Here is a 25826-nt window from a genome sequence, read left to right as displayed (position 1 = left end):
GCGGCGGCGGCACGGATCAGCGCGGCAAGCGCTGGCGCATGATCGACACGGTCTGGCCGTGCAGCTCGCGGCGCTCCAGCACCGACCAACCGAAGCGCCGGTAGTAGTCTTCGTGGAATTCGGTGAACAGATGCCACTCGGCATAGCCCAGCGCCGCCACGCCGTCGGCGGCGGCGGCCATCAGTGCCGGGGCCGCGCCCCGGCGGCGGGCTTCGGGCCGGATGTAGAAGCTGGCCATCCACGGGCCGGGGATGTCGGTCAGTTCGGGCGAATCCTCCAGCAGAGCGCTGATCGAACCGACCAATTCGTCGTCCAGATAGGCCAGCCAGGTCGCCGGCAAGCCGTCGGTCTGCAGCTGCAGGTTGAACTCGTCGACCGCCGCCGCCTCATCCCAGCCGGGAAAAATGGCCTTCCACTGGCGCACATGCCAATCGGCCAGGCGCTCGACCACGTCCGGCTGGCCGCGCCAGCGTTCGATGCACAGGCTCACGATTTGGCGGCGTCGCCGAGCAGCGGCAGTTGGCCCTCGGCCAATCCCGGCAGGTCGCGCTCCAGGCGCGCGATCTCCTCGCGGAACTCCTCGACGTCCTGGAACTTGCGGTATACCGAGGCGAAGCGCACATAGGCGACCTGGTCGATCTTCTTCAGCTCGTCCATCACCAGGATGCCGAGCTGGCGCGAGGCGATTTCGCGGTCGGTATGGCGCAGCAGGCGGTGCATGATGCTGTGCACCGCGGCGTCGATCTGCTCGCCGGTGACCGGCCGCTTCTGCACCGCGCGCTCGAAGCTGGTGCGCAGCTTGCGTTCCTCGAAGGCCTCGCGCCGGCCGTTGCTCTTGATCAGCGTCGGCATCTTCAGGTCGGCCGACTCGTAGGTGTTGAAGCGCTCGCCGCACTGGCCGCACTCGCGCCGGCGGCGGATGGCCATGCCCTCTTCCACCACCCGGGTGTCGATCACGCGGGTGTCGTCATGCTGGCAGAACGGGCAGTGCATCGGGCCTTATTCGTAGACCGGGAAGCGGCGGCACTGCGCGGTGACCTTTTCGCGCACCGCGGCCAGCACGGCCTCGTTGGCGTGGTCGTCGAGCACGTCGCAGATCCAGCCGGCCAGTTCGGCGCATTCGGCTTCGCCGTAGCCGCGGGTGGTCACCGCCGGGGTGCCGATGCGCAGGCCGGAGGTGACGAACGGCGAACGCGGGTCGTTCGGCACCGAGTTCTTGTTGACCGTGATGTGCGCCTTGCCGAGCGCGGCTTCGGCGTCCTTGCCGGTCACTTCCCGGCCGATCAAATCGATCAGCATCAGGTGGTTCTCGGTGCCGCCGGACACGATCTTGTAGCCGCGCGCGATGATGGCCTTGGCCATGGCCTGGGCGTTCTTCACCACCTGCTTCTGGTAATCCACGAACTCGGGTTCCAGCGCTTCCTTGAACGCCACCGCCTTGCCGGCGATCACGTGCATCAGCGGGCCGCCCTGGGTGCCGGGGAACACCAGCGACTGCAGCTTCTTCTCGATTTCCTCATTGGCCTTGGCCAGGATGATACCGCCGCGCGGACCGCGCAGGGTCTTGTGGGTGGTCGAGGTGACGACATCGGCAAACGGCACCGGATTCGGGTACACGCCGGCGGCGACCAGACCGGCGACGTGCGCCATGTCGACGAAGAAGTAGGCGCCGACCGATTTGGCGATCTCCGCCAGGCGCGCCCAATCCACGATCTGCGAGTAGGCCGAGAAGCCGCCGATCAGCATCTTCGGCTTGTGCTCTTGGGCCAGGCGCTCGACTTCGGCGTAATCGATCAGGCCGTTTTCGTCGACGCCGTACTGCACGGCGTGGTAGATCTTGCCGGAGAAGTTCACTTTCGCGCCGTGGGTCAGGTGGCCGCCGTGCGCCAGGCTCATGCCCAGCACGGTGTCGCCCGGGTTCAGCAGGGCCATGTACACCGCGATGTTGGCAGAGGAGCCCGAGTGCGGCTGGACGTTGGCGTAATCGGCGCCGAACAGTTTCTTGGCGCGCTCGATGGCCAGCTGCTCGGCCACGTCCACGTATTCGCAGCCGCCGTAGTAGCGCTTGCCCGGATAGCCTTCGGCGTATTTGTTGGTGAGCACCGAACCCTGGGCCTCGAGCACGCGCGGGCTGGTGTAGTTTTCCGAGGCGATCAGCTCGACGTGGTCTTCCTGGCGCCGGCGCTCGTCGGCGATGGCCTGGGCGAGTTCGGCGTCGTACTGGGCGATGGTCTGGCTGCGGGCGAACATGGGGGGCCTCGGACGGTGGGGGATGAGCCCTAAATTGTAGCCCCCGCGGGGCTTTTGGGCTAGCCGGAACTGGCCAAAAACCGGCGAATCGGCGATAATCGCGGCATCCTTTCCACGCTCCAGACCGGGCTTTCCGCCCGAGGAATCCGCATGCAATACATCTACACCATGATCGGCGTGTCCAAGACCGTGCCGCCGAAACGGGAAATCATCAAGGACATCTCGCTCAGCTTCTTCCCGGGCGCCAAGATCGGCCTGCTCGGCCTGAACGGCGCCGGCAAGTCGACCGTGCTGCGCATCATGGCCGGCGTGGACACCGATTTCACCGGCGAAGCCCGGCCGCAGCCGGGCATCAAGGTCGGCTACCTGGAGCAGGAACCGCGCCTGAACCCGGAACACACCGTGCGCCAGGCCGTGGAAGAAGGCGTGGGCGAGATCCTGCAGGCGCAGCAGCGCCTGGACGAGGTGTACGCCGCCTACGCCGAGGAAGGCGCCGACTTCGACGCGCTGGCCAAGGAACAGGAACGCCTGGAAGCCATCCTGGCCTCCGGCGACGCCCACACCCTGGAACAGCAGCTGGAAGTGGCCGCCGACGCCCTGCGCCTGCCGCCCTGGGACGCCGTGTGCGGCAAGCTGTCCGGCGGCGAGAAGCGCCGCGTGGCGCTGTGCCGCCTGCTGTTGACCAAGCCCGACATGCTGCTGCTCGACGAACCGACCAACCACCTGGACGCCGAGTCGGTGGAATGGCTGGAGCAGTTCCTGGCACGCTACCCGGGCACCGTGGTGGCGGTGACCCACGACCGCTACTTCCTGGATAACGCCGCCGAGTGGATCCTGGAACTCGACCGCGGCCGCGGCATCCCCTGGAAGGGCAACTACACCGAATGGCTGATGCAGAAGGAAGACCGCCTGAAGCGCGAGGAAGCCGGCGAGAAGGCGCGCCAGAAGGCCATCGCCAAGGAACTGGAATGGGCCCGGCAGAACGCCAAGGGCGGCCGCTCCAAGGGCAAGGCCCGCTTGGCGCGCATCGAGGAACTGCAGGCCGTCGATTACCAGAAGCGCAACGAGACCAACGAGATCTTCATCCCGCCGGGCGAGCGCCTGGGCAGCAAGGTCATCGAGTTCAAGAACGTGTCGAAGAAGTTCGGCGACCGCCTGCTGATCGACGACCTGAGCTTCCAGGTGCCGCCGGGCGCCATCGTCGGCATCATCGGCCCGAACGGCGCCGGCAAGTCGACCCTGTTCAAGATGATCACCGGCCAGGAAAAACCGGATTCCGGCGAGATCGAGATCGGCTCGACCGTGAAGGTGGCCTACGTGGACCAGAGCCGCGACAAGCTGGAAGGTAACCACAACGTGTTCCAGGAAGTGTCCGGCGGCGCCGACATCCTGAACATCAACGGCATCGAGATCCAGTCGCGCGCCTACATCGGCCGCTTCAACTTCAAGGGCCAGGACCAGCAGAAGCTGGTCGGCTCGCTGTCCGGCGGCGAACGCGGCCGCCTGCACCTGGCCAAGACCCTGCTGCAGGGCGGCAACGTGCTGCTGCTCGACGAACCCTCGAACGACCTGGACATCGAAACCCTGCGCGCGCTGGAAGACGCCCTGCTGGAATTCCCCGGCAACGCCTTCGTGATCTCGCACGACCGCTGGTTCCTGGACCGCATCGCGACCCACATCCTGGCCTTCGAAGGCGATTCGCACGTGGAGTTCTTCATGGGCAACTACCGCGAGTACGAAGAGGACAAGAAGCGCCGTCTGGGCGAGGAAGGCGCCAAGCCGCACCGCCTGCGTTACAAGGCGCTCAAGTAACATGGGCTTCATCGCGCGGGTGGACGCGGCACAGCGGGCCAATAACAGCCTGCTGTGCGTCGGCTGGGATCCGGAGCTGGAGAAATTCCCGGCCCACCTGCGCGACACCCCCGATGCCCTGTTCGCGTTCTTCAAGGCCATCGTCGACGCCACCGCCGATCTGGTGTGCTGCTACAAGCCGCAGATCGCGCACTTCGCGGCGCTGGGCGCGGAAGACGCGCTGCTGCGGCTGATCCGCTACACGCAAGCCGCCTACCCGGCCATTCCGGTCATCCTCGACGCCAAGCGCGGCGACATCGGCTCCACCGCCGAGAAATACGCCACCGAAGCCTTCGGCCGCTATGGCGCCGATGCGGTGACGCTGAACCCGTACCTGGGCCATGATTCCATCGCGCCGTTTTTGAAGCACGCCGACAAGGGCGTGATCCTGCTCTGCCGCACCTCTAACCCCGGCGCGAAAGACCTGCAGGACCTGGACTGCGGCGGCAAGCCGCTGTACCAGCGCGTGGCCGAAACCATCGCCCGCGACTGGAACGGCAACCGCAACTGCCTGCTGGTGGTGGGCGCAACCTGGCCGCAGCAGCTGGCCGAGGTCCGCGCCATTGTGGGCGATATGCCGTTTCTGGTGCCCGGCGTGGGCGCGCAGGGCGGCAATGTGCAGCAGATCATCCAGAACGGCCGCGGCAAAGCCACCGATGCGCTGATCATCAGCTCCTCGCGGGCCATTCTGTACGCCGGCTCGGGCGAAGACTTCGCCGACGCGGCCCGCAGCGCCGCCATCACGCAGCGCGACGAAATCAACCGCTACCGGTAATCCGCGGCACCACCAGCGCCGGCACAGCACTCTGAATTCCCAGGCTTTTTCTTATTGACATCAAAATTTGATGTCAGTCTAATTGACATGCAAGGTCAAGATTAAATTTATATTAGGCAGAAATCGCTGCCCATGCTTTATATGGCAATTCAGCTAAATTAACATAACCAGAAACTGGTAATGGCCAAGGCTCATTGAAGCATCTAAGAAGAAGGAATCAATTATGCCAAGAAATGCAACAAATAAGCTACTGCACAAGGCGAAGAAATCTAAAAGCGATGAATTTTATACTCAATATATTGATATTCAGAAAGAAATTGAATCATATCTAGCATATAACGCTGACGTCTTCCGAGACAAAGTAGTCTACTGCAATTGCGATGATCCATTTGAAAGTAATTTCTTTCGTTATTTCGTGCTGAACTTTAAAAGAATCGGGTTGAAGAAGCTCATTACAACAAGCTATAAACCTTCACCCGTTGCGAACACTAAACTTGAATTGTTTAGTGATTATGCTCCACCCAAAACCTCAAAAGGCCGACCGAAAGTAACTGCCAATAAATTTATTATCAATGAAGTCGGTGATATAGATGGAGATGGCGAATTTAGTTTGAAAGATGTAGCACTGCAGCTGAAGAGGAATAAAAATAACGAATGGTCCCCATTAATTAATGATGGAGATTTTCGTAGTGATGAGTCCATTAATCTGCTAAAACAATCCGATATTGTAGTGACGAATCCGCCCTTTAGTCTTTTTCCTGAATTCATTAAGCAGCTTATCGATCATGATAAAAAATTTTTGATCATAGGCAATATTAATGCAATTACATATAAAGAAGTTTTTCCGCTAATTAAAAGCAATAAGGTCTGGCTTGGCACAGGAATGGGGCGTTGGATTTCCGGATTCATAGTGCCTGAAAACTATGATTTGTATGGAACAGAGGCGCGAATTGATGAGGAAGGAAACAGAATAGTTGCCACCAATAACTGCCTCTGGCTTACCAATATTGACCACGGGAAAAGGCACCAGCCATTACCGCTAATGTCCATGAGCGACAACATCAAATTTAGCTCTCACAAGAACATTAAGGGTAAAGGATATAGAAAATATGACAATTTTGATGCTATTGAAGTTCCTTATACCGACGCCATTCCAAGCGATTATGATGGCGTAATGGGGGTGCCAATTACTTTTTTAGATAAATACAATCCTGACCAATTTGAAATACTTGGCTGCTCATATGACTATGGAAGACCAGATGGCTGGAATAAAAACATCAATATGTCAGTTTCAATAAATGGCGAAAATATCTATAAGAGAATTTTAATTAAACACAAAAGAAATGGGGGCTAAATTGAAAACAGTGTTGAGAACTGATATCACAGTAAAAGATATATGCGAAGGATTCGTTTATAACGAAGTTGAAGCAAAGGGATTATTTGGCCTCTCGGGAAAACTTACAATTCAGCCGGAATATCAGCGCAGTTACATTTACGCAGACGGCAAAAGGGACGTAGCCGTAATTGACTCTCTACTGAAGGGCTATCCACTAGGATTAATTTATTTTGTAAAAATAAGTGATGATGAATTTGAAATTTTAGATGGACAGCAACGAATAACCAGCTTTGGGCGATACGTAACCAACAAATTTGCTTTCAAAGACGAAAATGGCATGGAGCAATATTTTGATGGAATTGCGGCAGACAGAAAGAAAAAGATATTAGAAACAAAGATTACAATCTATGAATGTGAGGGCGAAGAAAGCGAGATAAAGAAATGGTTTCAAACCATTAACATCGCCGGCATTCCACTAAATAATCAAGAACTGAACAATGCCATATTTTCAGGCCCCTTTGTAACACTTGCGAAAGCAGAATTTAGCAACAGCCAGAATTCCAACATACAAAAATGGAGCGCCTATATCAAAGGTAGCGCTAATCGCCAGGCATTTCTGGAGAAAGCACTAGACTGGGTAAGCAAGGGAAATATAACTGACTACATGAGCAGTCATCGATTCGATAAAAATATAAACGAACTAAAAAATTATTTCACAAGCGTTATAGACTGGGCCTCTTCTGTATTTACTGACGTAGAGAATGAAATGTGCGGACTTGAATGGGGAAGGCTGTACGAAACTTACCACAAGAAAGCATATGACCCTAATAAAGTATCGTTAGAAGTTAAAAAGCTTTACGGTGATGCGTATATAAAAAATCGCAAGGGAATATTTGAATTTATACTTGGCGGATCCGTTGATCTTAGACTACTTGATGTTCGTGTATTTGACGAAGCCATTAAGAAATCTGTTTACGCCAAACAGACAAAAGAAGCCGAAGCCAAAAACATATCAAACTGTCCACTATGTGCGGCAGGCCATGCTGCCAATAAAAGTAAAATATGGAAATTCGCTGAAATGGAAGCCGACCATGTTTCTGCCTGGAGCAAAGGTGGCGAAAGCACTGCAAAGAATTGCCAGATGTTATGCGTTACACATAATCGGGCAAAAGGAAATCGATGAGATTTTCCACAGAAAATATCATATTAAAATTTAGTTATAAGCAAAAAAGCTCGGCATCGCCGAGCTTTTTCTTTTCCTACCCCAACTAATTTCGAGCATTAATACGCAACCAAACTCAACTCGACCTGCACTAAAAATATGCGATGATTGCAACCCCTGACTGGAGATTGCCATGAACCCCGCCCTGTTCGACGCCACCGTACCCGTTTTCATTCGCGGCCTGAAAGCCCTCGACGCCTGCCTGGACAAAGCCCAAGCCCATGCCGATGCGCTCAAATGCGACGTTAGCAACATCCTCGGCGCCCGCCTGGCGCCCGACATGTTCCCGCTCGGCCGGCAGATCCAGATCGCCTGCGACTTCGCCAAAGGCGTAAGCGCCCGCCTGGCCGACGTGGACATGCCGAGCTTCGAGGACACCGAAACCACGCTGGCCGAATACAAGGCCCGCATCGCCAAGACCATCGACTTTCTCGCCAGCATTCCGGCCGAAAAATTCGCCGGCGCGGAAGCCCGCGAGATCGTCATCCTGCGCGGCGACACCAAGCGCGAATACACCGGTCTGAACTACGCGCACCACGCCGGCCTGCCGAACTTCTATTTCCACGTCACCACCGCCTACAACATCCTGCGCCACAACGGCGTGGCCATCGGCAAGAAGGATTTCATCGGCAGCGTGTAACCCGAATTGCTTGCATAGAAAAAGCCCGGCATCGCCGGGCTTTTTCTTTTCTCGGTTGCCCTCCCCCTTTCCCAAAGGGGGATGCGCGAAGCGCAGGGGGATTCAATGCCGACACGCGAAGCGCAGGGGGAATGCTCCTCCCTTCTTCAGAAGGGAGGCTGGGAGGGATGTCAGCCCACCCACTTCCGCGCGTTCACGAACAACTGCATCCACGGCGAGAACTCGCCCCATTCTTTCGGATGCCAGCTCATCTGCTTGCTCAGGTGCACGCGCTCCGGGTGCGGCATCATCAGCGTGGCGCGGCCGTCCGCCGAGCTCAGGCCGGTGATGCCCATCGGCGAGCCGTTCGGGTTGGCCGGATAGCTTGTGGCCAGGTCGCCGGCGTTGTCCACGAAGCGCATCGCCACGCGCGCGGCGGCCAGGCCGGCCTCGGACGCGAACTCGGCGCGGCCTTCGCCGTGCGACACCACGATCGGCAGGCGCGAACCGGCCATGCCGGCCAGCAGGATGGACGGCGACTCGACCACTTCCACCAGGCTCAGGCGGGCCTCGAACTGTTCGCTGCGGTTGCGCAGGAAGCGCGGCCAGGCTTCAGCGCCGGGAATCAGCGCCTTCAGCTGGCTCAGCATCTGGCAGCCGTTGCACACGCCCAGGCTGAAGCTGTCTTCGCGCGCGAAGAACTCGGCGAACATCGCGCGCAGCATTTCGCGCTCCAGAATGGACGTGGCCCAACCGCGGCCGGCACCGAGCACGTCGCCGTAGCTGAAGCCGCCGCAGGCGGCCAGGCCCTTGAAGCCGGACAGATCGATGCGGCCGGCGATCAGGTCGGACATGTGCACGTCCACCGCCTCGAAGCCGGCGCGGGTGAAGGCCGCGGCCATTTCCACTTGGCTGTTCACGCCCTGCTCGCGCAGGATGGCCACGCGCGGCGCGGCGCCGGTATTCAGCATCGGCGCGGCCGGCGTGAACGTCAGCTGCGCGTGCAGGCCGGGCGCATCGAAGCGCCGGGCGGCGGCGAATTCGGCATCGGCGCACTCGGGGTTGTCGCGCGATTTCTGCATGGCGTGCGTCACCGACCACCAGGCCTCGAACAGGGTCTGCCAGGACCAAGCGGCGACCGACTCGCCGGCGCGCAGCACGCGGATGGCGTCGGTCGCGGTCGGCTTGGCGATGCGCTGCGCGCACTGGGTCAGCTCGCAGGCGTTGATCAGGTCGGCGAATTCGGCGCGGTCTTCCTTGGCCACCTGCAGCAGCGCGCCCAGCTCCTCGTTGAACAGGCAGGCCAAGTCGTCTTCGCCCCACTGGTCGAGGTGGATGTCGAGGCCGCAGCGGCCGGCGAACGCCATCTCGCACAGCGACGCGAACGCGCCGCCGTCGGAGCGGTCGTGGTAGGCGCGGATCAGGCCTTGTTCGCGGGCCTTGATCACCAACTGCGCCAAGCGCGCCAGCAGCTCGGGCGAATCCAGGTCCGGGCATTCGCCGCCGAAGCGGTCCTGCACCTGCGCCAAAATGCTGCCGCCCATGCGCTTCTTGCCGGCGCCCAGGCCGATCAGCCAGATGTCGGATTCGATGCCGGATTCCAGCACCGGCGTGGATTGTTGGCGCACGTCGGCCACGCGCGCGAAGGCCGAGATCACCAGCGATACCGGCGAGCTGGACGTGTGCGTGGCACCGTCGGCCTGCCAGCGCGATTGCATCGAGAGCGAATCCTTGCCGACCGGGATGCTGATGTCCAGCGCCGGGCACAGTTCCATGCCCACCGCCTGCACCGCCTGGTACAGCGCGGCGTCTTCGCCGGCTTGGCCGGCGGCGGCCATCCAGTTGGCCGACAGCTTCACTTCATCCAGACCCGCGATCGGCGCGGCCAGCAGGTTGGTGATGGCCTCGCCCACCGCCAGGCGCGCCGAGGCGGCGGCGTCCAGCAAGGCCACCGGCGTGCGTTCGCCCATGGCCATGGCCTCGCCGTGCACGCCGGAAAAATCGGCGCTGCTGATGGCGCAATCGGCCACCGGCACCTGCCACGGCCCGACCATCTGGTCGCGCGCGGTCAGGCCGCCCACGCTGCGGTCGCCGATGGTGATCAGGAACTGCTTGGCGGCCACGCTCGGGTGCGCCAGCACCTTCAGGCCGGCTTCGTACACCGAAATGGTGTCGCCGGCCAAGGTGGCGTACGGCGCGATACGCGGCGCCACGGCGTCGCGGTGCATCTTCGGCGGCTTGCCGAACAGCAGGTCCATCGGCATGTCGATGGCGCGCTCAGCGGCCGGGATGGCCTCGAAGCCGTCCGGCGTGGCGCCGTAGGCCACCACCAGGCGTTGGTCGTCGGTGGCGAAACCGACCACCGCGAACGGGCAGCGCTCGCGCGCGCACAGCGCCTCGAACGCCGGCACGTCGGCGGCGGCCAGGCCGAGCACATAGCGTTCCTGCGATTCGTTGCACCACAGCTGCATCGGCGACAGCGACGGATCGTCGCACGGCACCTTGGCCAGGTCGATCACGCCGCCCATGCCGGAATCGTGCAGCAGCTCGGGGATGGCGTTCGACAGGCCGCCGGCGCCGACGTCGTGCATGAAGCGGATCGGGTTGGCCTCGCCACGGGCGAAGCAGCGGTTGATCACTTCCTGGCAGCGGCGTTCCATTTCCGGGTTGTCGCGCTGCACCGAGGCGAAATCCAGCGCCTCCAAGCTCTGCCCGGACGACACCGAGGAGGCCGCGCCGCCGCCCAGGCCGATCAGCATCGACGGACCGCCCAGCACCACCACGGCGTCGCCGTGGCGCAGCGGCAGTTTCTGCACCTGGTCCGGATCGACCGTGCCCAGGCCGCCGGCCAGCATGATCGGCTTGTCGTAGGCGCGCATGTGCGCGGCATCGCCGCCGGCCAGCTCGAAGCTGCGGAAATAGCCGGTCAGGTTCGGCCGGCCGAATTCGTTGTTGAACGCGGCGCCGCCGAGCGGGCCGTCGGTCATGATCTCGAACGCCGAGGCCATGCGCGGATTCAGCGCGCGCGGTTTCTCCCACGGCTGCGGCAGGGTCGGGATGCGCAGATGCGAGACCGAAAAGCCGGTCAGGCCGGCCTTGGGCTTGCCGCCGCGGCCGGTGGCGCCCTCGTCGCGGATCTCGCCGCCGGCGCCGGTCGAGGCGCCCGGGAACGGCGAGATGGCGGTCGGGTGGTTGTGGGTCTCGACCTTGATGCAGAACGCGTCCGGCATCGACGGCCCGAAGCGGTAGACCTGGCCGGCGTCCGGGCGCAGATGGCTGGAGCGGTAGCCTTCGATCACCGCGGCGTTATCCTTGTACGCGCTCAGCGTGTACTGCGGCGCGGCCTTGTGCGTGTTCTTGATCATGCCGAACAGCGAATGCGGCATATCGGCGCCGTCGATGCGGAAGCTGGCGTTGAAGATCTTGTGCCGGCAGTGCTCGGAGTTGGCCTGCGCGAACATCATCAGCTCGGCGTCGGACGGATCGCGGCCGAGCGCGCGGTAGCGTTCCTGCAGATAGGCGATCTCGTCCTCGCTCAGCGCCAGGCCGAGTTCGCCGTTGGCCTGCGGCAGGGTGTCGACCGGAACCCGCACCAACGCGCCGCGCGGCGGGGCAGCGAACAGTGCGCCGGCCTGGTCGAGGTCGTCCCACACCGATTGCGTCATCGGATCGGACAGCAGCCCGTCGATGGCGGCCCACAGCGGCGAGCCGGCGTCGGGTGCGCCCAACAGGTCGAAGCGCAGGCCGCGCTCGACGCGCGTCACCGGCTGGCCGGCGCCCTGCAGGATGTCGGTGGCCTTGCTCGACCACGGCGAGCGGGTGCCCAAGCGCGGCGTGACGATGCGCCGGCGCGCGCCGGCCAGGGATTCGGTGTGCGCGCTGCAGCCTTCCAGGATGCGGCCGAGCACGGCGGCATCGGGCGCGGCACCGGGCGCCGCCTGCACGAAATACACATGCCAGGCACCGGCGATGACGGCATCCGGGGCGATCTGTTGCAGGCGGGTCTGGAGACGGTCGCGGCGGAAAGCGGATAAGGCCGGCAGGCCTTCGAGAACGATCATGGCGGCACGCGCTGGGGACGGGCCGCCATTTTACCTTATCGGGCGCCGGGCCGCCCCGCAGGCGGCGGGCGGCACCGGGCGCAGGCGCTTATTTTTTGCCCTGCAGGGCGGCCAGCAGCTTGTCCGGGGGCAGATAGCCGCCCAGCTGGCGGCCGTTGCCGTCGAACACCGCCGGCGTGCCGTCCACGCCGGCCTTCTGGCCGAGGTGGTAGTCCATGGTCACGAAATTGCTGCAGTTCTTCTTCGGCAGGGTCTTGCCGGCCTTGGCCATGGTCATCGCCACCTTGCGGTCCGGCGCGCACCAGACGTTGACCGCCTTCTGGAACGACTCCGAGCCGATGCCGGCGCGCGGGAAGAACAGGTAGTCGACCGCAATGCCGAGCTTGTTGTACTCGGCGATCTGGCTGTGCATCTGGCGGCAGAAGCCGCAGTCGATGTCGGTGAACACGGTGACCCGGTACTTCGGGTTGGCCGGCGCGAAGCTGATCTTCTGCGCGGCCGGGATGCCGGCCAGCAGGGTCTTGCGTTCCACCGCCTCGCTGGCTTCCGAGAGGTTGCTGCGCGTGGCCAGATCGATCATCTGGCCCTGCAACAGGTATTTGCCGTCGGTGCTGACGTACAGCACGCGGCCGTCGACGATGACCTCGCGCAGGCCGGGCATCGGCGAGGGCTGGATGCGGGTGATCTCGACGCCGGGCGCGATCTTGCGCAGGGCCTCGGCGACCACGGCGTCGGCGCCGGTGAAGGCGGTCTTGGCGGGCTTGGCCGCGGCCGGCTTGGCGGCCGGCACCGGGGCGTTGCCTTGGGCGCAGGCCTGCATGCTGAAGGCCATCAGGAGAATCAGGAGCGGACGGGAGGATTTCATCGGGCGATCCGTGCGGTATGACAGGCCCTCATTGTGGCATAGGCCGGCGGGCGCGGGCGTTCCCGGCGGACGGGCGGCACGCCGGCGGTGATGTGCGGTTCAGCCGCGCGGGTGATGGGCGCGGTGCATGCGCTTCAGGCCTTCCTTGGCGACCAGGGTGTAGATCTGCGTGGTCGACAGCGAACTGTGCCCGAGCAGCATCTGCAACGCGCGCAAATCGGCGCCGTGGTTGAGCAGATGGGTGGCGAAACTGTGCCGCAGCACGTGCGGGCTGACCTTGGCCGGATCGATGCCGGCGGCCGTGGCGCGCGCCTTGAGCTCGGCCCAGAAACGCTGGCGGCTCAGGGCCTCGCCCTTGGCGTCGAGGAACAGCGCCGGCGGATTGCGCTTGCCGGCCTGCGCCGGCCGCACCTCGGCCAGATAGCGTTCCAGCCAATGCTGGGCCTCCTGCCCCATCGGCACCAGGCGCTCCTTGCCGCCCTTGCCGAGCACGCGCAGCAGGCCCTGGCGCCGGTTGACCGCCGCCGCCGGCAGCTCGACCAATTCGCTGACGCGCAGGCCGCAGGCGTACATCAGCTCCAGCATGGCGCGCAGGCGCAGGCCGTCGGGCGAATCCGCCGCGTCCTCCGGCCCACGCAGCAGCGCTTCCACCTGCGATTCCGACAGCGCCTTGGGCACCGAACGCGGCAGCCGCGGCATGTCCAGCAACCGGGCCGGATCCTCGGCGATGCCGCCGTCGCGCTGCAGCACGGCGTAGAACGCGCGCAGGCTGGACAGCAGGCGGGCATTGCTCTTGGCGGCATAGCCGGCGCGCACCCGCGCTTCCAGAAAGCCGAACAGGTCGGCGCGCGCGGCGGCGGTCAGCGGCCGCGGCGCCAGGAACGCGGCCAAGGCGCGCAGATCGCGCCGGTAGGCGGCCAAGGTCGCCTTCGACAGGCCGTGTTCGGCCCACAGGCGTTCCAGCACGGTGTCGATCAACGCCGTGGCGTCGGCATCGGCCGGCGTGGCGGCGCGGGCCTGCAGGCGAATGGCGGTGGTTCGGGTTCCCATCGGCCAAGCTTAACGCGGCCGGCCGTTCGCGGCTATGCTATGGCGCATGCAAACCTCCGCCCCGACCGCGAAAGCCAGCGCCCGTCCCGCCCATCTGGGCTGGCGCCTACTGGCCCTGCTGTACGACACCGTGGTGTCGATCGCCATCCTGTTCACCATCAGCGCGCTGTCGCTGGCGCTGAAGCCCGACCACCAGCCGGTGCAGCCCGGCTCGTTGGCCTCGTATGGGGTGTTCGCGGCCATCTGGGCCGGTATCGGCCTGTACGCCACCGCCTCCTGGCGGCGCGGCGGGCAGACCATCGGCATGAAGCCCTGGCGGCTGAAAGTGGTGGCCGCCGACGGCGGACGGCCCGATTGGCGGGCGCTGCTGATCCGCTACGCGGTGGCCAGCCTGAGCTTGGGCGCGGCGTTGTTGTGGAGCCTGATCGACCGCGAACGCCGCGGCCTGCACGACCTGGCCTCCGGCACCGCGTTCGTGCGCCTGGACGCTAGACCCGCTTAGCCAGATAGCCCCAGCACAGCGCGAACACGCAGGCCGGCGCCAGCAGGTAGGCGATGCGCACGTCGAAGCGGTAGACGTCGGAGAGGTTCACGAACAGGCGCTCGAGCAGGATGGCGCTGATGCCGACCACGATGCCCAGGAACAGGCTCTTGCCGAAGCCTCCGGAACGCAGCGAACCGAACGCGAACGGCAGCACCGCCAGGCACAGCACCGCGATCTTAAGCGGATAGAACACCCGGCCCCAATAGGCCGAGCTGAACACGCGCGCGTCCAGCTTGTTGCGGCCCAGGTATTCGATGTTGGCGCGCAGCTCGGCCATGCTCAAATTGCGCGGATTGGACAACGTGGCCTCCAGCGAGGCGTCGGTGATGCGCGTGTTCCACGGCAGGCTGCCCATGCGCTCCAGCAGCACGCGCTCGGGCTTGAAGGTGGTGCGCTGCACGTCGCGCAGCTGCCAATGGCCGGCGCGGTTGCCGGCCGATTTGGCCTGGGTGATCGACTGCAGCGCGCCGTCGGCGCCGAAGCGGTACAGGCGCACGTCGGCCAGCTCCAGCCAGCTTTCGGTGCCGCTGACCTTGGCCGAACCGGAGCGGGCGTTGAAGTAGACCTCGCCGTCCTTGGCCCACACGCCGGAATAGCGCGCCAGCGTGAACTTGCCGGCTTTATAGCTGCTGTAGGCCAAGGCCTGCTTCTCGCTGGCGATGCCGATCGTTTCGTTAGCGATAATCATCAGGCACGACAGCAGCAGCGCCGGCAGCAAGGCGCCGACCGCGATCTGCAGGCGCGAGACGCCGACCGAGGCCATGGCGATCAGCTCCGACTTGCCGGCCAGCTGGCCGAGGCCGAGCAGCAGGCCGATCACCGTCACCACCGGCAGCAGTTCGTAGGCGCGCCGCGGCGCGGTGAACAGGGTGCCGAGCAGGGCGTAGTTGAGCGTGAAGCCGTTGCGCCCGATGTCGGAGAAGCTGTTGTAGAACGCGCTGATCAGATCGAAACCGAGCAGCACCAGCCACACCAGCGCGGTGGCCTTCAGCACGCTCAGCGCCAAGTAGGCGCTCATCCGCCGGCCGATGCGGTTCATGCCGCCGTCTCCGGCACCGGCTTGAGCCGGCCGTCACGCCGGAACAGCCAGGCCGCCAGCGCCGCGAACGGCAGGATCACCCACCACAGGCCGAAGAAGGCCGGGATGCGGCCCTCGCCGATGAGATAGGTGCCGGCCAATAGCGACAACATGCCGAGCAGATAGGCCATCACCGCGAACAGCACCAGGCCGTACTGCGGCTGGCGCGGTTCGCTGCGCGCCAACGGAATGGCCAGCAGCGCCAGGATGCCGGCGAACAAGGGCAGCGCGATGCGCCAGTGCAGTTCGGCCATCGCGGCGGCGTCGCCGCGGCGGATCAGCGACAGCGTGCCGGCGGCGTCGAGCTTGTTGGACGGCTTGCTGACGCCCGGCTCCGGCACGCGGATCTCGTTGACCGCGAACTGCACCTTGCGGAAATCGCGGCGGCCGAGTTCGCCCTCGATGCGGGTGCCGTTCTCCAGCCGCAGCACGCGCGCGCCGCCGGCCAGGCGCAACTCGCCCTTGCCGGCGGTGATGATGTCGAGCCGGCCGCCGTTCTCGCGCTGCACGAACAGGTTGCCGAACTCGCGGCCGTCGCGGCTGAGTTCGGTCACGAACAGGATGCCGGAGTTGCCCGGCAGATCGACGAAGCGGCCGGGCTCCAGCCCGGACACCAGGAAGCTGCGGTTGGCCTCCTCGACCATGTTCTTGGCCTTCTGCGCCGTCCACGGCACCAGCCAGAGCGAGGCGAAGGCGATCATCAGCACCAGCGGCGCCGCCACCAACGCCACCGGCCGCCACAGGCTGCGGCTGCCGACGCCGACCGACGCCAGCACCGCCATCTCGCTGTCGGCGTACAGGCGGGCGATCGCCATCATCAGGCCGATGAACAGCGCCAACGGCATCACGAAGCTGAGGAAGCGCGGCATGCGCAGCACCAGCAGCTGCAGCATCAGGGTGGCCGGCACCTTGCCGCGCGAGATCTCGGCGATCAGGTCGGTCAGGAAGCCGCCGACGCTGATCAGGAACAGCACCAACAGCACCGCGGCCACCAGCTGGCTGAACTGTCTGAACAGATAACGGTCGATCAGGCTCATCGGGCGCGGCGGCTCAACTCGGGGCGGGTTGGATTACAATGGCAGTTTACCATCCCACGTCCCGCGCCGTGCCGCGGGCACCACCCAGGAAGAACCCCATGGCCCTGCGATTCCTCGCCACCCAAACCTCCGCCGAACGCCACGACGGCGACTGCGTCGTCGTCGGCGCGTTCAGCGACAAGACCTTCAACGCCGCCGGCAACGCCGTCGACGCCGCCAGCGGCGGCCGCCTGCGCGCGCTGGCCGAGCGCGGCGACATCACCGGCAAGACCGGCGCCACCCTGCTGCTGCCGGATCTGCCGGGCGTGGCCGCGGCGCGCGTGCTGGTGGTCGGCTTGGGCGAACCGGCCAAGTTCGGCGTGCCGCAGTATCTGAAGGCGGTGGCCGACGCCGTGCGCGCCCTGCGCACCGGCCCGGGCAAATCGGCCTACCTGACCCTGAGCGACCTGACGGTGAACGGCCGCGACGCCGATTGGACCGTGCGCCAGGCGGTGATCGCCGCCGACCACGCCGCCTACGAATACACCGCCACCCGCAGCAAGAAGCCGAGCGTGACCCTGGCCGAGCTGTCGGTCTGGGCCCCGGCCGCGCAGGCCGAGGCCTTCCGCCAAGGCGAAGGCATCGCCGCCGGCGTGCAGTTCACCCGCGAGCTGGGCAACCTGCCGCCGAACATCTGCAACCCGTCGTATCTGGCCGAGCAGTCGCTGAAGATCGCCGCCGAACACGACAACGTCAGCTGCGATGTGCTCGAGCGCGAGGAGATGCAGGCGCTGGGCATGGGCTCGCTGCTGGCCGTGGCGCGCGGCTCGGCCAATCCGCCGAAGCTGATCGTGCTGCGCTACACCGGCGCCGGCGACGCCAAACCGCTGGCCTTGGTCGGCAAAGGCATCACCTTCGACACCGGCGGCATCAACCTGAAGGTGCAGGGCGGCATCGAGGAGATGAAGTTCGACATGTGCGGCGCCGCCTCGGTGCTGGGCACCTTCCTGGCCTGCGCCAAGCTGCAGCTGCCGATCAACCTGGTGACCGTGGTGCCGGCGGTGGAGAACATGCCGGACGCCGACGCCTACCGCCCGAGCGACATCCTGACCGCGATGAACGGCAAGACCATCGAAGTCGGCAACACCGACGCCGAAGGCCGCCTGATCCTGTGCGACGCGCTGACCTACGTGCAGCGCTTCGAGCCGAAGGCCACCGTCGACGTGGCGACCCTGACCGGCGCCTGCATCATCGCGCTCGGCAAGTACGCCGCCGGCCTGATGAGCAAGCACGACGACCTGGCCGCCGAACTGCTGGGCGCCGGCGAACAGGTGTTCGACCGCGCCTGGCGCCTGCCGCTGTGGGACGAATACCAGACCATGCTCGAATCGACCTTCGCCGACATCTACAACATCGGCGGCAAGGGCGCGGGCGCCATCACCGCCGGCTGCTTCCTGTCGCGCTTCGCCGAAGGCCAGCGCTGGGCGCACCTCGACATCGCCGGCGTGTCCAACGACGACGGCCGCAAGGGTCTGGCCACCGGCCGCCCGGTCGGCCTGCTGACGCAGTGGCTGCTGGATCAGGCCAAGGCCTGAACATGTCCGTGCGGGCTGATTTCTACATGATCGCGGGCCGGCCCGCGTTCGTGGCGCAGCCCCTGCTGCTGGTCTGCAAACTGGCCGAAAAAGCCGTGCAGGCCGGCCAACCCTGCCTGGTGCTGTGCGCCTCGGCCGAACAGGCCGATTTCCTCGACGACCTGCTCTGGGAATTCGAGGACGACGCCTTCGTGCCGCATCAGATCGTGGGCATGGAAGAGGACGAGGACACCGACGACACGCCGGTGCTGATCGTGCCGCCGGGCGTGGACGCCGGCATGCGACCGCTGGTGATCAACCTGCGCGACGCCCTGCCGCCGCCGGGCTACCAACGCGTGCTGGAGATCGTGCCGGCCGAGGAATCGGCGCGCGAACCGGCGCGCAAGCGCTGGCTGGAATACAAGCAGCTCGGTTACGAACTCAAGCGCAACGAGATGTAAAAAATCCCCGCCGAGGCGGGGATTTTTCATGGGCCGACAAGTCCGCTGCACTTATGCGTCGGCCAACACCGCTTCGATGCCGTCGATATCATTCGGCACGCCCGCGGTCAGGTTCTCCGGTCCGGCCTTGGTCATCAGGATGTCGTCTTCGATGCGGATGCCGATGCTCTGGTATTTGGCCGGCACGCCCGGCGTGCCCGGCGCGATGTACAGCCCCGGCTCGACGGTGAACACCATGCCCGGCTCCAGCAGGCGCGATTTGCCGCCGAGTTTGTATTCGCCCACGTCGTGCACGTCCAACCCGAGCCAGTGCCCGGTCTTGTGCATGTAGAATTTCTTATAGGCTTCGCTTTCGATATTCTTCTTCAGCGTGCCTTTCAGCAGGCCGAGCGACAGCAGGCCGTCGGTCAGCACCCGCACCGCGGTGTCGTGGATGGTTTCATACGGCACGCCGACGCGCGCGGCCTTGATGCATTCGGTCTGCGCCGCCAGCACGGCTTCGTACAGCGCGCGCTGCGGTTTGCTGAATTCGCCGGACACCGGCCAGGTGCGGGTGATGTCGGAGGCATACAAGGCGTATTCGGCGCCGGCGTCGCACAGCAGCAGGTCGCCCTTCTTCACCGGCGCGTTGTTGGCGCGGTAATGCAGCACGCAGGCGTTCGCGCCGCTGCCGACGATCGGCTCGTACGAGGGCACGGCGTTGTGGCGCCGGTACACATGCTGCAGCGCGGCCTCCACTTCGTATTCATGGCGGGCGTGGCGGCTGGCCTTCATCGCCGCGATCTGCGCCTCGACCGCGATATCGGCGCTGCGGCGCATCAGCGCGATCTCGCCGGCGCTCTTGAACAGGCGCAGCTCGTCGAGCAGATGGCCGAGTTCGAGGAATTCGTGCGGCGGCTCGGCGCCCAGGCGCTTGCGCGCGCGCACGCGGTTCAGCCAGCCCATCAGCGTCAGGTCGAAGCCGGCGTCGCGGCCGTAGTGGTAGTACACGCGCGAACGGCCTTCCAGCAGGCCGGGCAGGATGTCGTCCAGGTCGGCGATCGGATAGGCGTCGTCCATCTTCAGCGTCTCGACCGCGCCTTCCGGCCCCAGGCGCGGGCCGTCCCAGGCTTCTTTCTCGGCGTCGCGCTCGCGGCAGAACAGCAGGCATTCGCCCTGGCGGCGGCCGGGCACCAGCACCAGTACGGCCTCGGGCTCGTCGAAGCCGGTCAGGTACCAGAAATCGGAATCCTGCCGGAACGGATAGGTGGTGTCCTTGCTGCGCAGGCGCTCGGGCGCGGCCGGCACGATCAGGATGGCGCCCTCGTCGGCCATCGCCATCAGCCGGCGGCGGCGCTTGGCGAATTCGGCGCGCGGCACCATCAGTTCAGCCGCTGGCGCTTGCGCGGATTGACCACGCGTTCGTTGTACAGCAGCACGGCGGCGACCCGGATGTATTCGCAGACCTCGACCAGCGCATCTTCGTCGGACTCGGTGTCGTCGTAGTTGAGGTCGGACGCGGCGATCTTGGCCAGGTCCTGCAGGGCCTCGTCGGCCTCTTCCGACAGCGGCTGGCCGGACGCCGGCACCAGGCCGAAGCCGCCGAGGAACCCCTGGCACCAGTCGACCATGGCCGGACCGCGCTCGGAAACCGGCTTGCCGTCATCCGGCAGCAACAGATCGAATTCAAAATCCATCACGTCGCCGGCCAGTTGCGCATCGACCGCGAGGTACAGATCGGCCAAAGCGGAACCGTCTTCGGCGGCGCCGTCCAGGTCGGCGTCGCTCAGCACGAACGCCAGCCAGCCGCGCGGCGTGAGCTCGGCGCCGGCGCACAGGCTGCCGGACAGCGCGCCGTGCAGCTCCGCCGCGGACAACGGCAGGCGCAGCGCGTCAAGGCTGCCTTGGATGGCGTCGTAATCGGGCATCGGTCGGGACATCGGCACGCTCCGTGTTTGCCGGTATTGTAGCAAACGCGACGGCGCCGGATTCCGCTTGTCGAATCGGGAAAAGGCTCCTAAACTGGAAACCGAAGCAGTGAATGAATCAGGGGATATGGATAACGCGTACGCCAGCTCGGCCGGCCGCTTGACGGCCACCGGAATCCCGCGCGTCCTCGATGCGACCGGAGCCGCGCCATGGCCCTGCTGATCGTCTGCCTCGGCTTCACCCTGGTCCTGCTGACCTTCACCTGGCTGATCAAACGCCGCGCCGCGGCCATCCTGGAACGCGTCGACGGCCAGCGCGCCGAACTGCGCCTGGCCCTGCGCGGCACCGGCGAAGCGGCCTGGATCTGGCATCTGGATACCCAGGAGATGAGCCAAATCGGTTTCGAACCGCTGGTCGAGGGCAGCTTTCCGTCCCGGCTCAACGCCATCGAATTCATCCAGGTCTACATCCATCCCGAAGACGCGCCGGAGTTCCAGGCCGCGGTGGAGAACCACCTGCGCGGCGAGACGGCGGACATCGACGTCGATTACCGGCTGCGCCACTACCGCGCGGGCTGGATCCGGGTGCACGCGCGCGGCCGCATCGTCGAGCACGACGGCGTCGGCAACCCGCTGCGCCTGGCCGGCGTCTGCCGCGACGTGGGCGAGAGCCGCGAGGCCGACGACGACAGCCGCATCGCACGCGAAGTGGTGCGCAGCATGGCCGAGGCCGTGGCGGTGCTCGACCTCGACTTCCAGTTCGTGTCGGTGAATCCGGCGTTCTCGAAGATCACCGGCTACACCCGCGAGGAGATCGTCGGCAAGGGCCGCAGCCTGCTGAACTCGGACCAGCACAGCGCGGCGTTCCTCGAACGCGTGCGCCGGGAGCTGGAAAGCGACGGCCGCTGGTCGGGCGAGCTCTGGCAGAAGCGCAAGGACCAGGGCGAGTTCCTGTCGGCGGTCGAGGTCTCGGAAGTGCTCGACGGCAAGGGCCAGCGCAGCCATTTCGTGGCCGTGCTGAGCGACATCACCGACCGCAAGCGCATCGAGCAGGAATTGGTGCATCTGGCCAACTACGACGCGCTGACCGGCCTGCCGAGCCGGGCCATGCTGATCGAACGCCTGGGCAAGGCCATCATCAACGCGCGCCGCAACCAGCGCCGGGTCGCCCTGCTGTTCCTCGACCTCGACAACTTCAAGAACATCAACGACTCGCTCGGACACACCGCCGGCGACCGGCTGCTGGTGGTGGTCGCCCAACGCCTGCTGGCCGCGGCCCGCGACCAGGGTATGGTGGCGCGCCTGTCCGGCGACGAATTCGTGGTGCTGGTCGAATCGGCCGGCGACGACCAGCAGATCCGCGACTGCGCCACGCGCGTGCTGGCGCAGTTCAACAATCCGATTCTGCTCAGCGAAAGCCATGCCGCCAACTTGACCGGATCGGTCGGCGTCAGCATCTTCCCCGACCACGCGCAGACGCCGTCCGACCTGCTCAAGTACGCCGACATCGCGATGTACCAGGCCAAGACCGAGGGCCGCAACACCGTGCAGTACTTCAGCGAGGAGATGGACGCCCGCTCGCGCCACCGCGCGCAGCTGCTCGGCGCGCTGAAGATGGCCTTGGCGCGCGACGAGTTCGTGCTGCACTTCCAGCCGCGCATGAACCTGGACACCGGCCAGATCGTCAGCGTCGAGGCCCTCCTGCGCTGGGACAGCCGCGAGATGGGCAAGGTCGCGCCGGACGTGTTCATTCCGCTGGCCGAGGAATCCGGCCAGATCATCGAGATCGGCGAGTGGGTGCTGCGCGAGGCCATCGCCACCCTCGGCCGCTGGCACGGGCTGGGGCTGAACCACCTGAGCATGTCGATCAACGTGTCGGCGCTGCAGCTGCTGCGCTCGAAGCTGGCCGGCCAGATCCGCGCCCTGGTCGACGAGTTCGGCATCCCGGAATACTGCGTCGAACTGGAGATCACCGAATCGATGGTGCTCAGCCAGAACAGCCAGCCGCTGTCGAACCTGTGGGCGCTGAAGGACCTCGGCGTCGCGCTGTCGCTGGACGACTTCGGCACCGGCTACTCCTCGCTGTCCTACCTCAAGCAGCTGCCGATCGACGCCCTGAAGATCGACAAGAGCTTCGTGCGCGAGCTGGGGCCGAACGCCAACGACAACACCCTGGTGCAGACCATCATCGCCCTCGGCCATTCGCTGGGCATGACCATGATCGCCGAAGGCGTGGAAAGCGAGGAGCATCTGCAGACCCTGCGCCAGTTCGACTGCGACGAGATCCAGGGCTACTGGCTGAGCCGTCCGCTGCCGGCCAAGGAATGCCTGGAGTTCATCCAGGCGCACGAACAGAGCGTACGCCCGGCCGCGTCCTCCACCCCGGCGGCTTGACGCCGCCGGCGATGCCGACTACGGTAATCCGATGACCGGACCCGACCACGCCCAACAGATCCAGGCGCTCGCGCAGCGGCTCGACCGCCTGCTGGAGGCCACCGGCCGGCTGGCGGCCGAGAACCGCGAGCTGAAACGCCAGCTGCTGGAGCTCGGCGCCGAACGCGACCGGCTACAAGGCAAGAACGAGCTGGCGCGCGGACGCGTCGAGGCCATGCTGGGCCGTCTGGATCTATTGGAGCGCAACGATGACTAACGTGGTGACCATCAAGGTGCTCGAACGCGAATACACCGTCGGCTGTCCGCCGGAACGCGTGGACAGCCTGCAGGCCGCGGCCAAGCTGCTCGACGCCCAGATGCGCGAGATCCAGGGCGGCAACAAGACCGTCGGCCTGGACCGGGTGGCGGTGCTGGCCGCGCTCAACATCGCGCACGAACTGCAGATGCTGAAGGACGGCCGCGTGCAGTCCGACGCCGTCATCGGCCGCAGCCTCGGCGAGATGAACCGCAAGCTCGACGACCTGTTCGACAACCTGCCGCGTTGAGTCCGCCGTCACGGCGAAGCGGTATAATGCCGGTGTGTCCTCTGCTGTGTACGACAGCGTGCCCAACATTAGCCCTTGACCCATAACCACGACCCGGGAGTCGTTCGAGCCGTCGGTGTGCATGTCCGCCTGTGTCGCGGAAAGCCTGAAGACGGCAAGCCGACACCCACTTGATCCCAGGGATCAAGGTCGTTAGGCAGGCATCGGCACGGTGGAGGACCTTACATTTCTTCGGGACGGGGCATGCGCCAAGCACTGCGAGCGGAACTCAAGGCCAGACGCCTGCGGCACACGCCCGCGGCGCGCATGGCGGCCGCCGAGGCCGTCGCCGGGCGCATCCTGGCCCGCCTGCCCGCCGACGGCGGCTACCTGGCCGGTTACTGGGCCAGCGGCGGCGAGCTGCCGCTGCACGTGTTGCAGATGCGTCTGCCGCCGGCCTGGATCTGGTGCCTGCCGGTGGTCGGCACGGAGCGGCAACTGCGCTTCGCGCCGTGGCGCGGCGGCGACGAACTCGGCACCAACCGCTACGGCATCCCCGAACCGATGCTGGCGCCCGAATCCTGCCTGGCGCCGGCGCAGATGCATGCGGTGGTGCTGCCCCTGCTCGGCTTCACCCGCGACGGCCTGCGCCTGGGCATGGGCGGCGGCTACTACGACGCCAGCTTCGCGTTCCGGCAAGGTGCGAATCCGCCGCCGCTGTTGATCGGCGCCGGATACGCCGCACAGCAGTTGGATAGCCTGGAGGCCGCCGACTGGGACGTGCGCCTGGACGCGGTGGCCACCGAACACGAATGGATCGACTGCACGGAGAACCGCGCCTGATGCGTTACTGGCTGATGAAATCCGAACCCGACGCGTTTTCGATCGACGATCTGGCGCGCGTCGGCACCGAGCCCTGGACCGGCGTGCGCAACTACCAGGCGCGCAACTTCATGTGGAAGGAGATGGCCGTCGGCGACGGCGTGCTGTTCTACCACTCCAACGCCAAGGTGCCCGGCGTAGTCGGCGTCGCGCGCGTGGCCACGGAAGCCTACCCGGATCCGACCCAGTTCGATCCGGAATCGGATTATTGGGACCCGAAGGCGGCCATCGATGCGCCGCGTTGGTTCCTGGTCGATGTCGCCTTCGAACGCAAGCTGAAGGATGTGATTTCCCTGGACGTGCTACGCGCCAACGCCGGCCGCCTCGGCGATTTCGTCCTGCTCAACCGCGGCACGCGCCTGTCGGTGCTGCCCGTCACCCCCGCGCAATGGCGCACCATCCTGGAGCTGGAACCGAAATGACCCCCGAACAAGGCAAACAGGCTTCGGCCGAACGCGCACTCGAATTCGTGCAGGACGACAGCGTCGTCGGCGTGGGCACCGGCTCCACGGTGGCCTACTTCATCCAGGGCCTGGGCCGCATGAAGGACCGCATCCAGGGCGCGGTGTCCAGCTCCGAACAGAGCACCAAGCTGCTGAAGGAGCTCGGCATCCCGGTGTTCGACCTGAACGCCACCGGCCCGCTGGAGCTGTACGTGGACGGCGCCGACGAGTGCGATCCGCACAACCGCTTGATCAAGGGCGGCGGCGCGGCGCTGACGCGCGAGAAGATCATCGCGGCCGCCAGCCGGCAGTTCGTCTGCATCGTCGACCCGAGCAAGCTGGTGCCGGTACTCGGCCGCTTCCCGGTACCGGTGGAAGTGATCCCGATGGCGCGTTCGCACGTGGCCCGCCAGATCGTGAAGCTGGGCGGCGACCCGGTCTGGCGCGAAGGCACGGTGACCGACAACGGCAACTGGATCCTGGACGTGCACAACTGGTCGATCACCGATCCAGTGGCGTTGGAAAGCCGGCTCAACGCCATCGTCGGCGTGGTCACCAACGGCCTGTTCGCCGCGCGCCCGGCCGACCTGGTCATCACCGGCGGGGAGATCCGCGCATGATCGCCGCGTTGCTGATGCTGGCGGCGCTCCAGCAGGAGGCCGAACCGGCCGCGCCGCCGGCCGTGGCGAAGTTCCAGATCGTCGATCCGGGCGAAATGAACCGGCGTTGCGCCTCCGAGGCGCTGGTCAAATGCCTGAAGATGGACAAAACCGCATGCGAAACCGCCGCGAACGAATCCGCCGCGGCCGCCAATGCTGAAATCGACAAGGCCACCGGCGGCAAAACGCTGTCGGCCTTCGATGCCGGGTTCTATCAAGGCCAGGCCATCGGCACATTCATGGCGGAAATGCAGAAACGCACCGGCGACCGTTTCGTGAAATGCGTGCGCGGCCGTTGAAACCGGCCCCGCTTAC

The 25826-nt window shown here is 65.0% G+C and carries 25 protein-coding genes and 1 other RNA gene; 16 read left to right on the top strand and 10 right to left on the bottom strand.

Annotated features, from left to right (window positions below; genetic code table 11):
- Positions 1-16: 16 nt before the first annotated feature.
- Genes IEV56_RS04865 through glyA form a run of 3 tightly spaced genes read right to left on the bottom strand, consistent with a single transcriptional unit; the run spans position 17 to position 2250 of the window.
- A complete protein-coding gene (locus IEV56_RS04865; protein WP_188448356.1) occupies positions 17-490 on the bottom strand; it encodes a GNAT family N-acetyltransferase in 474 nt (157 codons plus the stop codon).
- The gene (gene nrdR, locus IEV56_RS04860) at positions 487-993 is read right to left on the bottom strand and encodes a transcriptional regulator NrdR (RefSeq protein WP_188448354.1); all 507 of its coding nucleotides are present in this window, start codon (positions 991-993) and stop codon (positions 487-489) included. The genes IEV56_RS04865 and nrdR overlap by 4 nt, the downstream gene beginning before the upstream one ends.
- 6 nt (positions 994-999) lie before the next feature.
- Complete coding sequence (glyA, locus tag IEV56_RS04855) at positions 1000-2250, bottom strand: serine hydroxymethyltransferase (RefSeq protein ID WP_188448353.1); 1251 nt, start codon at positions 2248-2250, stop codon at positions 1000-1002.
- A 150-nt stretch (positions 2251-2400) separates the two neighbouring features.
- Between glyA and ettA the strand changes: the two genes are divergently transcribed.
- The 5 genes from ettA (at position 2401) to IEV56_RS04830 (ending at position 8074) form a co-directional block, all read left to right on the top strand.
- Positions 2401-4062, top strand: coding sequence for an energy-dependent translational throttle protein EttA (ettA, locus tag IEV56_RS04850; RefSeq protein ID WP_188448351.1), 1662 nt, complete (start codon positions 2401-2403; stop codon positions 4060-4062).
- A 1-nt stretch (position 4063) separates the two neighbouring features.
- Positions 4064-4876, top strand: a complete 813-nt coding sequence (gene pyrF, locus IEV56_RS04845; RefSeq protein ID WP_188448349.1) for an orotidine-5'-phosphate decarboxylase — start codon at positions 4064-4066, stop codon at positions 4874-4876.
- Positions 4877-5099: 223 nt separating this feature from the next.
- On the top strand, positions 5100-6230 hold the full coding sequence (locus tag IEV56_RS04840) for an adenine-specific methyltransferase EcoRI family protein (RefSeq protein WP_188448347.1): 1131 nt from the start codon (positions 5100-5102) through the stop codon (positions 6228-6230).
- 13 nt (positions 6231-6243) lie between these two features.
- Positions 6244-7395 (top strand): HNH endonuclease family protein, encoded by a 1152-nt coding sequence (locus IEV56_RS04835; RefSeq protein WP_229730187.1) that lies wholly within the window; start codon positions 6244-6246, stop codon positions 7393-7395.
- Positions 7396-7567: 172 nt separating this feature from the next.
- Positions 7568-8074: a DUF1993 domain-containing protein gene (locus tag IEV56_RS04830; RefSeq protein WP_188448345.1), complete on the top strand. Its 507-nt coding sequence runs from the start codon at positions 7568-7570 to the stop codon at positions 8072-8074.
- A 170-nt stretch (positions 8075-8244) separates the two neighbouring features.
- On the opposite strand, the gene purL is transcribed toward IEV56_RS04830, so the two are convergent.
- From purL to xerD, 3 genes are all read right to left on the bottom strand, one after another.
- The gene (gene purL / locus IEV56_RS04825) at positions 8245-12114 is read right to left on the bottom strand and encodes a phosphoribosylformylglycinamidine synthase (protein WP_188448343.1); all 3870 of its coding nucleotides are present in this window, start codon (positions 12112-12114) and stop codon (positions 8245-8247) included.
- An 88-nt stretch (positions 12115-12202) separates the two neighbouring features.
- The gene (locus tag IEV56_RS04820; protein WP_188448341.1) at positions 12203-12979 is read right to left on the bottom strand and encodes a DsbC family protein; all 777 of its coding nucleotides are present in this window, start codon (positions 12977-12979) and stop codon (positions 12203-12205) included.
- 99 nt (positions 12980-13078) lie between these two features.
- Positions 13079-14029: a site-specific tyrosine recombinase XerD gene (gene xerD, locus IEV56_RS04815; RefSeq protein WP_188448339.1), complete on the bottom strand. Its 951-nt coding sequence runs from the start codon at positions 14027-14029 to the stop codon at positions 13079-13081.
- Positions 14030-14075: 46 nt separating this feature from the next.
- On the opposite strand from xerD, the gene IEV56_RS04810 reads away from it, so the two are divergent.
- Positions 14076-14531, top strand: a complete 456-nt coding sequence (locus IEV56_RS04810; protein WP_188448337.1) for an RDD family protein — start codon at positions 14076-14078, stop codon at positions 14529-14531.
- On the opposite strand, the gene lptG is transcribed toward IEV56_RS04810, so the two are convergent.
- Together lptG and lptF are read right to left on the bottom strand one after the other, a co-directional pair.
- Positions 14518-15612: an LPS export ABC transporter permease LptG gene (gene lptG / locus IEV56_RS04805; protein ID WP_188448335.1), complete on the bottom strand. Its 1095-nt coding sequence runs from the start codon at positions 15610-15612 to the stop codon at positions 14518-14520. The two genes, IEV56_RS04810 and lptG, sit on opposite strands and share 14 nt — an antisense overlap.
- Positions 15609-16688, bottom strand: coding sequence for an LPS export ABC transporter permease LptF (lptF, locus tag IEV56_RS04800; RefSeq protein WP_188448332.1), 1080 nt, complete (start codon positions 16686-16688; stop codon positions 15609-15611). Before lptF ends, lptG begins: the two co-directional genes overlap by 4 nt.
- 98 nt (positions 16689-16786) lie before the next feature.
- Here lptF and IEV56_RS04795 point away from each other — a divergent pair, with 98 nt between their 5' ends.
- Positions 16787-18262 (top strand): leucyl aminopeptidase, encoded by a 1476-nt coding sequence (locus tag IEV56_RS04795; protein WP_188448331.1) that lies wholly within the window; start codon positions 16787-16789, stop codon positions 18260-18262.
- A gap of 2 nt (positions 18263-18264) precedes the next feature.
- On the top strand, positions 18265-18702 hold the full coding sequence (locus tag IEV56_RS04790) for a DNA polymerase III subunit chi (protein WP_425488561.1): 438 nt from the start codon (positions 18265-18267) through the stop codon (positions 18700-18702).
- 51 nt (positions 18703-18753) lie between these two features.
- On the opposite strand, the gene IEV56_RS04785 is transcribed toward IEV56_RS04790, so the two are convergent.
- Together IEV56_RS04785 and IEV56_RS04780 are read right to left on the bottom strand one after the other, a co-directional pair.
- Positions 18754-20064, bottom strand: a complete 1311-nt coding sequence (locus IEV56_RS04785) for an aminopeptidase P N-terminal domain-containing protein (RefSeq protein ID WP_188448329.1) — start codon at positions 20062-20064, stop codon at positions 18754-18756.
- Positions 20064-20621, bottom strand: a complete 558-nt coding sequence (locus IEV56_RS04780; RefSeq protein ID WP_188448326.1) for a UPF0149 family protein — start codon at positions 20619-20621, stop codon at positions 20064-20066. Before IEV56_RS04780 ends, IEV56_RS04785 begins: the two co-directional genes overlap by 1 nt.
- Before the next feature lie 198 nt (positions 20622-20819).
- Between IEV56_RS04780 and IEV56_RS04775 the strand changes: the two genes are divergently transcribed.
- The 8 genes from IEV56_RS04775 to IEV56_RS04740 all read left to right on the top strand — a co-directional run bounded on the left by IEV56_RS04775 (position 20820) and on the right by IEV56_RS04740 (position 25810).
- Entirely contained in the window at positions 20820-23003 is a 2184-nt protein-coding gene (locus IEV56_RS04775; protein WP_188448324.1) for a putative bifunctional diguanylate cyclase/phosphodiesterase, read from the top strand.
- A gap of 31 nt (positions 23004-23034) precedes the next feature.
- Positions 23035-23259, top strand: a complete 225-nt coding sequence (locus IEV56_RS04770) for a TIGR02449 family protein (protein ID WP_188448321.1) — start codon at positions 23035-23037, stop codon at positions 23257-23259.
- Positions 23252-23548 (top strand): cell division protein ZapA, encoded by a 297-nt coding sequence (locus IEV56_RS04765; RefSeq protein WP_188448319.1) that lies wholly within the window; start codon positions 23252-23254, stop codon positions 23546-23548. Before IEV56_RS04770 ends, IEV56_RS04765 begins: the two co-directional genes overlap by 8 nt.
- 35 nt (positions 23549-23583) lie before the next feature.
- A non-coding RNA gene (gene ssrS / locus IEV56_RS04760) (6S RNA) lies at positions 23584-23770 on the top strand.
- Between the two features lie 21 nt (positions 23771-23791).
- The gene (locus IEV56_RS04755) at positions 23792-24370 is read left to right on the top strand and encodes a 5-formyltetrahydrofolate cyclo-ligase (protein ID WP_188448317.1); all 579 of its coding nucleotides are present in this window, start codon (positions 23792-23794) and stop codon (positions 24368-24370) included.
- Positions 24370-24831, top strand: a complete 462-nt coding sequence (locus IEV56_RS04750; RefSeq protein ID WP_188448315.1) for an EVE domain-containing protein — start codon at positions 24370-24372, stop codon at positions 24829-24831. Before IEV56_RS04755 ends, IEV56_RS04750 begins: the two co-directional genes overlap by 1 nt.
- A complete protein-coding gene (gene rpiA, locus IEV56_RS04745; RefSeq protein WP_188448313.1) occupies positions 24828-25472 on the top strand; it encodes a ribose-5-phosphate isomerase RpiA in 645 nt (214 codons plus the stop codon). The genes IEV56_RS04750 and rpiA overlap by 4 nt, the downstream gene beginning before the upstream one ends.
- On the top strand, positions 25469-25810 hold the full coding sequence (locus IEV56_RS04740; RefSeq protein ID WP_188448311.1) for a hypothetical protein: 342 nt from the start codon (positions 25469-25471) through the stop codon (positions 25808-25810). The genes rpiA and IEV56_RS04740 overlap by 4 nt, the downstream gene beginning before the upstream one ends.
- Positions 25811-25826 lie beyond the last annotated feature (16 nt).

The sequence above is a fragment of the Arenimonas maotaiensis genome, assembly GCF_014638745.1.
GTDB classification, from domain to species: Bacteria; Pseudomonadota; Gammaproteobacteria; order Xanthomonadales; family Xanthomonadaceae; genus Arenimonas; species Arenimonas maotaiensis.
Note: the sequence above shows the minus strand (reverse complement) of the source record. Positions and strands in the feature narration are given on the sequence as shown.

What these genes read in the sequence shown, in the direction of transcription:
- IEV56_RS04790 (WP_425488561.1), top strand. Translation starts at nt 18,265, where the DNA reads ATGTCCGTGCGGGCTGATTTCTACATGATCGCGGGCCGGCCCGCGTTC.
- IEV56_RS04780 (WP_188448326.1), bottom strand. Translation starts at nt 20,621, where the DNA reads ATGTCCCGACCGATGCCCGATTACGACGCCATCCAAGGCAGCCTTGAC.
- IEV56_RS04750 (WP_188448315.1), top strand. Translation starts at nt 24,370, where the DNA reads ATGCGTTACTGGCTGATGAAATCCGAACCCGACGCGTTTTCGATCGAC.
- IEV56_RS04755 (WP_188448317.1), top strand. Translation starts at nt 23,792, where the DNA reads ATGCGCCAAGCACTGCGAGCGGAACTCAAGGCCAGACGCCTGCGGCAC.
- IEV56_RS04775 (WP_188448324.1), top strand. Translation starts at nt 20,820, where the DNA reads ATGGCCCTGCTGATCGTCTGCCTCGGCTTCACCCTGGTCCTGCTGACC.
- IEV56_RS04820 (WP_188448341.1), bottom strand. Translation starts at nt 12,979, where the DNA reads ATGAAATCCTCCCGTCCGCTCCTGATTCTCCTGATGGCCTTCAGCATG.
- IEV56_RS04830 (WP_188448345.1), top strand. Translation starts at nt 7,568, where the DNA reads ATGAACCCCGCCCTGTTCGACGCCACCGTACCCGTTTTCATTCGCGGC.
- IEV56_RS04810 (WP_188448337.1), top strand. Translation starts at nt 14,076, where the DNA reads ATGCAAACCTCCGCCCCGACCGCGAAAGCCAGCGCCCGTCCCGCCCAT.
- IEV56_RS04770 (WP_188448321.1), top strand. Translation starts at nt 23,035, where the DNA reads ATGACCGGACCCGACCACGCCCAACAGATCCAGGCGCTCGCGCAGCGG.
- IEV56_RS04785 (WP_188448329.1), bottom strand. Translation starts at nt 20,064, where the DNA reads ATGGTGCCGCGCGCCGAATTCGCCAAGCGCCGCCGCCGGCTGATGGCG.
- rpiA (WP_188448313.1), top strand. Translation starts at nt 24,828, where the DNA reads ATGACCCCCGAACAAGGCAAACAGGCTTCGGCCGAACGCGCACTCGAA.
- ettA (WP_188448351.1), top strand. Translation starts at nt 2,401, where the DNA reads ATGCAATACATCTACACCATGATCGGCGTGTCCAAGACCGTGCCGCCG.
- IEV56_RS04840 (WP_188448347.1), top strand. Translation starts at nt 5,100, where the DNA reads ATGCCAAGAAATGCAACAAATAAGCTACTGCACAAGGCGAAGAAATCT.
- lptG (WP_188448335.1), bottom strand. Translation starts at nt 15,612, where the DNA reads ATGAACCGCATCGGCCGGCGGATGAGCGCCTACTTGGCGCTGAGCGTG.
- IEV56_RS04795 (WP_188448331.1), top strand. Translation starts at nt 16,787, where the DNA reads ATGGCCCTGCGATTCCTCGCCACCCAAACCTCCGCCGAACGCCACGAC.
- glyA (WP_188448353.1), bottom strand. Translation starts at nt 2,250, where the DNA reads ATGTTCGCCCGCAGCCAGACCATCGCCCAGTACGACGCCGAACTCGCC.
- xerD (WP_188448339.1), bottom strand. Translation starts at nt 14,029, where the DNA reads ATGGGAACCCGAACCACCGCCATTCGCCTGCAGGCCCGCGCCGCCACG.
- IEV56_RS04740 (WP_188448311.1), top strand. Translation starts at nt 25,469, where the DNA reads ATGATCGCCGCGTTGCTGATGCTGGCGGCGCTCCAGCAGGAGGCCGAA.
- lptF (WP_188448332.1), bottom strand. Translation starts at nt 16,688, where the DNA reads ATGAGCCTGATCGACCGTTATCTGTTCAGACAGTTCAGCCAGCTGGTG.
- purL (WP_188448343.1), bottom strand. Translation starts at nt 12,114, where the DNA reads ATGATCGTTCTCGAAGGCCTGCCGGCCTTATCCGCTTTCCGCCGCGAC.
- IEV56_RS04765 (WP_188448319.1), top strand. Translation starts at nt 23,252, where the DNA reads ATGACTAACGTGGTGACCATCAAGGTGCTCGAACGCGAATACACCGTC.
- nrdR (WP_188448354.1), bottom strand. Translation starts at nt 993, where the DNA reads ATGCACTGCCCGTTCTGCCAGCATGACGACACCCGCGTGATCGACACC.
- pyrF (WP_188448349.1), top strand. Translation starts at nt 4,064, where the DNA reads ATGGGCTTCATCGCGCGGGTGGACGCGGCACAGCGGGCCAATAACAGC.